We start from the raw sequence: 9166 nt of genomic DNA, 5'->3' as shown, positions 1-9166 counted from the left end.
CTGTTTTCATTGTACCGTCGCTGTTAAAGTAGTACTTCTTGCTGCTGAGGGTTGCCCAGCCTGTTTTCATCGTGCCGTCGCAGTTGAAGTAGTACTTCTTGCTGCTGAGTGTGATCCAGCCTGTCTTCATGACGCCATCGCTTGCAAAGTAATACTTTTTCGTACCAATTAGCACGATTCCGGTGCGGCGCACACCATCCGAACCAAAATAGTACTTTTTCGAATTAAGTGTTAACCAATTCGTTTGCATTTCGCCGTTTTGATTAAAGTAATAGACCTTCGAACTGATGGTTCGGAATCTGTTTGTTCTCAACTTGCCGTCACTTTCGAAATAGTAGCGTTTGCCGTCTAATGAAAGCCAGCCTACCGTCATGATCCCTGTGGTTGGATGGTAGTAGTATTTGCTGCCCTCTGCATCGACATACCAGCCAATTGGTGTCTTCCATTTTACAACCGCAAGCACCATTTCACTCCTATTCCCGCTTTGATCAATCGCCTGGATAAACACAGAATGATTCAACGGCTGCTGGGGAATAGGTATAGAAAAGTACCCTTTATCGTCCGTCTCGCCCATATAGGTCTTATCTAAAATAATCACTTTTACGGTAATGTTCGGCTCAGTCATCCCTGTTACAGCAGTCGAAATGATATTGATCTCATCCACTGTTGGCGCAGGTGGCGAAGTCGTATCAATTTCTAACACTTCGACGGTTTTACTGTTCATGTTGCCTGCCAGGTCAATCGCTTTCACTTCAAGGATGATGCCCTTTGATTGCGCCGGAATTGTGATACTAAATGTTCCGTCTGCTGCCACTCCATCGGCGATGATTTCTCCGTTTTTTAATACCTGAATGGTTGCACCAGGTTCAGACGTTCCCTTTACAGTAGGGTTTGTCGTGGTTGGTGGGAAGACAAAGTCTAATGTGAGTATTGGTGCTGTATTATCTTTGACCGTTAGTACTAGGTCCTCACTGCGATTTTTGGCATTGTCGAAAGCTGCGACTATTACTTGTGTACCTGCTTTGATTGGTGTTGACCAATCAAGAGTAAACACACCATCCGTGCCAGTTTTAACAGAGCCGATTAGCTTGCCTTCAGCTAGCATTTCCACCGTCGTTCCTGGCTCAGCTTTTCCGGAAAGCGTTAGGGCCTGGTCATCTAGTTCCGCACCTAGTTCGGGCTTAGCTGGTGGAGTGCCATCTTGGACTGTTACTTTTGCAGGCGCGCTAACATTTTTCGCAGCATCCGTAGCTGTTAGTTCAATCATCGTACCCGCGGGTTGTTTACTGATTGGAATGCTGAAGTTTCCGGTGTCATCTGCTGTTCCGGTTACGATTGTGCTATTTATTTTTACCGTAATCACTGCGTTTGCTTCTGCTGTCCCGCTTACTTCTGTGCTTTGATCTGCGATTGGATTGACGTTGGGTTCGCTTGGTGCCGTTTCATCTTGAACAGTTACCGTTGTTTCACTCGTCCGCATAAAACTATCTGTTATGCTTATCGTTAGATCCGCCCCTGCCTTTTGAACTGGGATGGGAATTTCAAACGTTCCGTCCGTCTTTGACAGGCCATCCTTGATAACGGTACCATCTTTCAAAATTTTGACCGTTGCCTCGGCATCTGTTGTACCAGTTACGATTTCGGTCTTGTCTGAGATTGAATTTACCTGGGGAGCTAGCAACGCACCCATTGGATATCCATTCGCAAATGGTTTGTAGGCGTATGGTTGGTAATGGAGTCGATCCCCATAACCTAGATCACTGCCATCGTAAATCGAACGATTCACTAACGTCGGATCGGTCGTACCCCAATAGTTATTCGTCCCATCAGCGTCCCACCCCGGTGATGGTCCATCCATCTTCACCGCAAGTCGAACGGTGCCAAAAAAGTTATTTTCATTAATTGTAATGGGGGCTTTACTCGTATCCCTGCGGCTGACCTCAACATCCGTATAGCCAGTGCCATTATTGATAAATGTATTCCCTTTCACGCTCAAGCTGCCGGGTTTCGGACCTGTCGATGTAAACCCGATTTTGGATTGGTCGTGGAAGAAACTATTATGAATCGTCACGAAGGTCCCACTAAGGGAGAGCCTCCCCTTTGAAAATTCACTATTTGTCACCGTCAACGTCAGGTCTTGAATGTCCATGTTGGTATTGCTCACCATGGTATGGTCCAACTCCATCGACGCCTCTTTGGTCCAAGTCGTCCAGGCACTAATATACATGCCCTCCATTTTAATTGGCTCTTCGGACGTACCAAGTGCCTTCATCTTGCCATTTACTGTGAACCCGTTTCCAGTCCCCGGCTTACTGATCAACTCGACCCCGGGCTCAATCGTCAATGTGGCATTTTTGCCAATCTCAATCATCCCGTTAATATAATACGGTGATCCTGACTTTGTGAAGGTCGTATTTTCTGTGATATAGGTCTTTACCACGGTTCCCTCCGCAAATGCCGGCGAATGAACCGAGGCCAGCATAAACAAACCTGGGAGCGCAGCACAAATTGCCGCACGCTGCAGTAATTTTCGCATCCTTCTTTTCCCCTTTAATAGTATCCTAGTTTAAATATAGTAACCTGTTTTTAAAAATTGTAATATAGGCCATTTTGTGGAATTTAGTTTGTTAGATGGAAACGTTATCAATATTATTATCACTATATAATAGAAGAAACTAGGTTATTCGAGAACTTGAGGACGGTTCTGGTGGTTGCATTCATTCCAACAATAATCTTGAGAGCCGTCCCTATAGCTTTCCAAATTTTTTATAATTCCGACTTGACCGATTGGAATAATATAATTATAGTATTCTTATTATATAAAATAATATTTATAGGGGGATTATTATGGATACTATCTTGATTATCATTAATATTGCCGTTTTCCTACTGCTTGTCCTAGGATTGTTCGCGATGCAGAAAAAGCATGTTTCTTTTTCTAAGCGTGTTTTTACTGCACTAGGTTTGGGTATTGTATATGGATTTATCATTCATTTCATTTATGGGACAACGTCCAACATTACGGTAAAGTCGATCGATTGGTTTAATATCGTTGGAACGGGGTATGTAAAACTATTGCAAATGGTTGTCATGCCTCTTGTGTTTATTTCGATTGTTGGAGCATTTACGAAATTAAAGTTGACTAAAAATATTGGAAAAATTAGTTTCCTTGTGATTGGAATTCTTCTTGGGACGACAGCTATTTCTGCAGCAATTGGAATTGGTTCAGCGCTAGGATTTAGCCTGGATGGAATTCAATTAAATCAAGGGGATGCAGAAGCAGCTCGAAATGCTGAATTAGAACAAAAAGTAGTTGGCGTTCAAGACATGACGATTCCACAGCAAATCATCGAGTTATTTCCAAGTAATCCATTTCAAGATCTAACGGGTGCCCGTCCAACCTCTACTATTGCCGTCGTTATTTTTGCCGCGATTGTCGGTATGGCATACCTTGGAGTAAAGAGAAAAGATCCTGAACACGGGGAATTTTTCGCCAAAATCATTGATACTTTTTACGCGATTATCATGAGGGTCGTCACACTTATTCTTCGTCTGACTCCATATGGTGTACTTGCGTTAATTACGAAAGTGATGGCGATGAGCGACTATGCAGCGATTGCGAAATTAGGGAAGTTTGTCATTGCATCCTATGTGGCATTAATTGCTATGTTTGTCGTGCATCTGCTGCTCCTCTTACTTGCTAAATTAAGTCCTGTAAACTATGTGAAAAAAGCATTGCCTGCACTAACGTTCGCCTTTACTTCTCGTACAAGTGCTGGAACATTACCTTTAAATATACAAACACAAACGAAAGACTTTGGGGTATCGGAAGGGATCGCTAACTTTGCCGCATCTTTCGGACTTTCCATCGGCCAAAACGGATGTGCTGGTATTTACCCAGCTATGCTAGCCGTCATGGTTGCGCCATCTGCAGGCATCAATCCGTTAAGCCCATCCTTTATTATTACTCTTATTCTAGTAGTGGCGATTAGTTCATTTGGAGTTGCAGGTGTTGGCGGTGGAGCCACATTTGCCGCATTGATTGTTCTATCCGTATTAAACCTGCCAATTGCCATTGTAGGACTGCTAATTTCTGTTGAACCTTTAATTGATATGGGACGTACAGCCTTGAATGTTAGCGGAAGCATGACCGCCGGCGTGCTGACTGGTAAGATCACAGGCGAATTAGAAAATGAAGTATACCAACAGCCTAGAGTAATAGAAGCTTAATAAAATGTACTGGATAGCCTTACAAGGGCTATCCTTTTTTTGTTTATAGACCATGAGTAGACTACGGGGACGGTTCTGGTGGTTACTTTCACCTTAAAAAATAGCCATGGAAGCGTCCCTGTGTTATTTTGAGCTGCTCGTGAGACCTCTCGATACAGCACTTTTTCGGCCAAAGACCTACTAAACTATTAATTTCGATGGATTCGCAAATAAATCGTGCGGTTTCGCAAACAAATGCTCTCGTTTCGCAAATAACAGCCAAATTTCCGCAAATAAACTATCTCTTTTTACGAAAATGCGGCTAAAAACAGGGATATTAGGCCACCTAACTAGCTTATCAGCGAATATAACCATTTTATCAGCGGAAATCACATTTTTATCAGCGATTCTGACCATTTTATCAGCGGAAAACAAACTTTTATCAGCGAATCTAGCATTTTATTAAATTGGTCCGCTATTTAGTTATTAATTCATAAACTTTTTTCAGGTTTTCTTTAAAATATGTAGTGAAGTACCAGTCTTGATACGCTTTTGGCACTAAAATATCATCAATGCTTCTCTTGCATTGAACGGCTTCCGCCACCAGTGCCATTATATCGTTTATGTAACCCTTCACCTCATGAAGCTCTTCCATTGTGCAAACTTCGCCATGCCCCGGTATGATATTAACAATATCCAGTTGTTCGACCCGCTCTAAAATAGTTAACCATTCCTGGGGATTTGCATTAAACATTACTGGATGATGCTTCGAGAGCACTAGATCTCCCATTACAGCAATTTTTTCTTCAGGCAAGTACACAAATGCGTCACTTGGAGTGTGACCTCCTCCATACGTGATAAGCTGCACGGTCCGCTCACTACCATAAATACTCATCTGTTGATCAAAAGTGATTGTTGGTAGTATATATTCCAATTTGGGGAGTATTCTCATGTACTCACGATCACTCGCAACCTCCCATTGCATTTCCTTTTTTAGCTTTTCGTCGGTCTCTTGTTGTATTTTCTCCTCGAATTCATCGATTGCTTGATAAATTGGTTCCGGGTTTGTCAACTGCTGGTGTAACCTGTTTTGTCCAAAGGTAGCCATAATTTCACGGGTAGTAGCTGTAGAAATTATTTGTGCGTTGGGGCTAAACACTTGATTCCCACTCGTATGGTCACTGTGCCAATGTGTGTTGATGACATGGGAAACTGAATTTCCAGTGAGGTGTATGGCTGCTGCCTGCAAATCCTCCGCTGCTTGTATTGTCGTAAAGGTATCGACCACCAGCGTTGAATCCCCTAGATCAATGATGGCTGCATTCCCTAGGGAGCCTGTTCCAGGAATAGAAATTGCGGCAAATACCCCTTCAGTGACTTGATTCAGCCTGAAATGTTTCGATCCCTTGAATGTTTCCATTCTATTTTTCATTCGTTATCACTCCTCCCAAAGATTTGACGATTTTTTAATAGTGAAGTTTCACTGAGACCACGGAGACGGTTCTAGTGGCCACATTAACCTAGTAAAAAAACCACCAGAACCATCCCTGTGGTACATCGCCTTTCCAGATGGAAAGTATGTTGTACCAAGTGATGGACCACCTAGAATCCGATTCCGTGATGCTCTGCAAGGAAAATATTGAAATATGTAACCACGACGAAGAATGGAAAGCGTCAAGACTTCTCTAATCCTATTGAGTGTAAAGAATTCCTATTTATTTGGTATGTACGCAGAGTAAAGAACATAAAAACTTGATTGAGCCTCATGTGTAGAAACATTGCACAGAAGAAGCCAATCATCTTCTTACGAGCAAAAACCAACAAAAAGGCATCCGTTTTAAAAGGCTATTTTTATAAGGTGCAAATTTCCTGTTGCTTCTAATATCTGCATTATAAATATTCCCTCTTAGCCAAGGGTTAAGAGGGAAATGTAAAAATATAGGTAACTATATGATAACTGGCGCTAATTAGAGCTAATTAAATCTGCTATTAAAATATAGCGCTGCGGTGCGTCTCCAATGTATGAAAATGGATAACACGTCGTAACCGTCAGAGTAGCCCTCGGTTTAGGGACAATGACGGTCCGATCATCAGCATCCACAATCCGTGTTCTTCTTACTTTATAGGTAAACTTGCCCGCAGATGTCCTTACAATGAGTAAATCACCTTTTCCGATTTTCCCTAGCTGTCTAAACACTGTATCCCTGTGTCCTGAAAGAACTGAATTATCCTTTTCGCCAGGCAGCACGCTACCTGCAAAGTGGCCGACTCCTTTTTCCAGTTCATCTTCATTTGCCCCATGAAAAATCGGCAAGGTCTTAGAAAGTTTCGGGATGTCCAGTTCTCCGATCCGATCCCCTATTTTGTAACGGACTGAATAAAGAGACTTCGAACCAATTTTTTCTTTTCCTACTTTGGGTGATATTTTTTCCTGTTTATTTTGGAATTGACCCTCATTTGTTTGTTGAAAAATGGGCCTGATGTTTGATAACACAATCCCTAATCCTACAAGGACTAGGAAGATGCTCATCCACTTTCGAGCCGGAATTTTCCTTTTCATTAGGCTTGCTCTTTCCTCTTGCGATAAAAAATGACACCTACAAGAATCATTAATGAACCAACCAGTACCCACTCCATATAATGGCCTGCTGTATTTGGAAGTTTACCACCTTTAATCGTTCGTGGCTGCTTTTCCTTTGTGCTTTTTACAGCCGTTTCGATTTTTTTTACAGTCTTTTCAACTTTTTTCACATCATTTACCGTTTCGTCAATTAATTCAGAATTAAGCATGTCTGCAGGAAATAACGCATCTGCGAGAAGCTCACCCTTTTTATTATAAAGCTCGATTAACAAGCCATAACCTTGAGCATCTTTCATCTTGACAAGCTCATTCATGGTAACTGGTTTCTTTTTACTTCCCTTTACTAGATAAAACCTCGGCTCTAATTCAACTATGTTAAAGATTTCTTTTGCAATGCTGACCAACTCGGCAGCCTGTCCAGTTGTAAGCTCGCTGGCAGTTTCTAAATCAATGAATGGTTCAAGGCGTTTCTCAATGGATGCCATTTTTTCATTAACCGTAGCTTCATCTAGTTTGAGGCTTTCAAAATGGGCCATCATTGCCATGATTTCGTTTTCTGTAATGCCTATTTTAGAAACAATATCCTCTATTCCATTTCCGCCCAAATACATAGCTACAGCCATATCCAGATCTTCAATCGTTTCATAATTGTCCAGTGAATCGTCATTTTTTTTCAATAAATCCTTCAATTCCTGAAGGGTCAAGTCATAATCTTCAAGCAGTTCATTGAGGTTTTCATCTGTAATCGGGGTGCCGCTTTCTTCTGTATAATAAAAAACAGTATCCTCAAGGGCATTCATATATCGAAAGACATCCCTAATATTTTCACCTTTTTCCATTTCCCCGTTTTCAATAAGGAAAGCAACAAGGTCTTCTTCATTTTGAAACTCGTAATCTTTTATAAATTTCTGTAGATTTTCTTCAGTAATTGGCTCACCTAGTGTTTCTTTTAATTCATCAATAGTAGAAAAATCTTTCATACTCATATCATAGAAATATTCCAGATAGGAGTCTAAATCTTCTTCTGTCCAATTATTTTCGTTTAAAAATGCATTTAGCTCATCTGGTGCGACCGCATTACCAACAGCTGGAAAACAACCAAACAGAAGGACGACTGCCAATAAAACCTTTTGAAATTTCTTCACTTTTTTATTTCCCCCTATATTTTTTAGAAAAAAAGTGTTCCAACTATGTATTTTAGAGGAAAAATGAGGGGAAAAATAGAGTTTTTTTCACGAGAATATATGGGATATTAAGTACAAGAGACTTATTTATTAATGTATCAAGAATTCTATAGGGTAATATAAAATCATAGATCCAGTAGCCCCGCTCATACAACCCGAAAAAAAAGACCGCCGCAGCGATCCCCATGCATCCGATTATATTAAAACTTTAATCTCTTCTAAAATTATACGTTTCATTAGAGACTTTTAGTTTGTGCCCATTCATGACAACCCTATTTTACCCAGTATTATCTTTACTTTTTCTCTTATGAAGTAGGCTTATCGTTTAACATAATTATTGGGCTTCTGATAATTGGGTGTATTTCTTTTGAAGCCATAAAAACACATTTGTAATCAATTTCGCTGCTAAAGACCCCAATACATATAAAAGTAAGAGATAAAAATAATTCATATTTCCATACATTCTAAATAAGCCTAATCCGACAAGTAAGGGTTTAAAAATAAACGCAAAAATGATGGATGTAATAAATGAAAATACGTAATTTAATTAAGCAACTTTTTGATTTTGACTTGTTTGTTTCCTTGCCATCTTATTCGATACAACTCTTCCTAGTTGAACAGACGTCTTCTCAACATATTTCCAAGATAGTGTTGAAATTAGAATTGATAAAACCACTCCAATAATAAGAATTTGCCAAATTGGTAAAGTGCCATCTAGGAAATAAAGACTAGCAAATAAAATTGGAAGATGATATAAATACAGACTGTAAGAAATTTTTCCGAGAAACTCAACATATTTCTTGTTCAGGAAATTAGTCACTTTACCTGAACCTAATGAAACTACAATAAAAATCGAGGCTCCGATTGCTGTAGTCCAATCTCTAATAAAATACAAAACATTAGTAGATGAAAAGAAATAAGTAAAGCCAATTTGTAAAGTGTATAAACAAAGCCCCATAACAAGTAACATTACCTTGTTTCTGAATGACAAACCATTATAAATATTTACTACTTTTTCTCTATTAATTGCTAATAAAGCACCTATTATAAACATTGCTGAGTAGTGTAAAGAATAAGCAAATGAAGTTAGGTATCCTTCTGACGCATCGAATCCAAATAATGATATCAAAATACCAAGTAAGGATACAGAAAACGCTGTAATCATTGATTGCGTCCATTTTAGTCTTAGAAT

The 9166-nt window shown here is 40.0% G+C and carries 6 protein-coding genes; 1 reads left to right on the top strand and 5 read right to left on the bottom strand.

Features of this window, described 5'->3' with window-relative positions:
* Window positions 1-2536 (bottom strand): Ig-like domain-containing protein (locus V7137_RS21115; RefSeq protein WP_335699895.1); only part of this gene is annotated, 2536 nt, incomplete at its 3' end.
* Between the two features lie 311 nt (window positions 2537-2847).
* On the opposite strand from V7137_RS21115, the gene V7137_RS21110 reads away from it, so the two are divergent.
* A complete protein-coding gene (locus V7137_RS21110; RefSeq protein ID WP_335699894.1) occupies window positions 2848-4230 on the top strand; it encodes an L-cystine transporter in 1383 nt (460 codons plus the stop codon).
* 454 nt (window positions 4231-4684) lie between these two features.
* On the opposite strand, the gene V7137_RS21105 is transcribed toward V7137_RS21110, so the two are convergent.
* The 4 genes from V7137_RS21105 to V7137_RS21090 form a co-directional block, all read right to left on the bottom strand.
* Entirely contained in the window at window positions 4685-5641 is a 957-nt protein-coding gene (locus V7137_RS21105; RefSeq protein WP_335699893.1) for an MBL fold metallo-hydrolase, read from the bottom strand.
* 531 nt (window positions 5642-6172) lie between these two features.
* Window positions 6173-6769 carry a class D sortase gene (locus V7137_RS21100; RefSeq protein WP_335699892.1) on the bottom strand — a complete coding sequence of 199 codons (597 nt, stop codon included), beginning with the start codon at window positions 6767-6769 and terminating at the stop codon, window positions 6173-6175.
* Complete coding sequence (locus tag V7137_RS21095) at window positions 6769-7935, bottom strand: processed acidic surface protein (protein WP_335699891.1); 1167 nt, start codon at window positions 7933-7935, stop codon at window positions 6769-6771. The genes V7137_RS21100 and V7137_RS21095 overlap by 1 nt, the downstream gene beginning before the upstream one ends.
* Before the next feature lie 586 nt (window positions 7936-8521).
* Window positions 8522-9166 (bottom strand): acyltransferase family protein (locus tag V7137_RS21090; protein WP_335699890.1); only part of this gene is annotated, 645 nt, incomplete at its 5' end.

The organism is Neobacillus drentensis, from assembly GCF_036962765.1.
In the GTDB taxonomy this organism is placed as follows: domain Bacteria; phylum Bacillota; class Bacilli; order Bacillales; family Cytobacillaceae; genus Neobacillus; species Neobacillus drentensis_C.
This window is presented reverse-complemented; position numbering and strand designations above follow the sequence as displayed.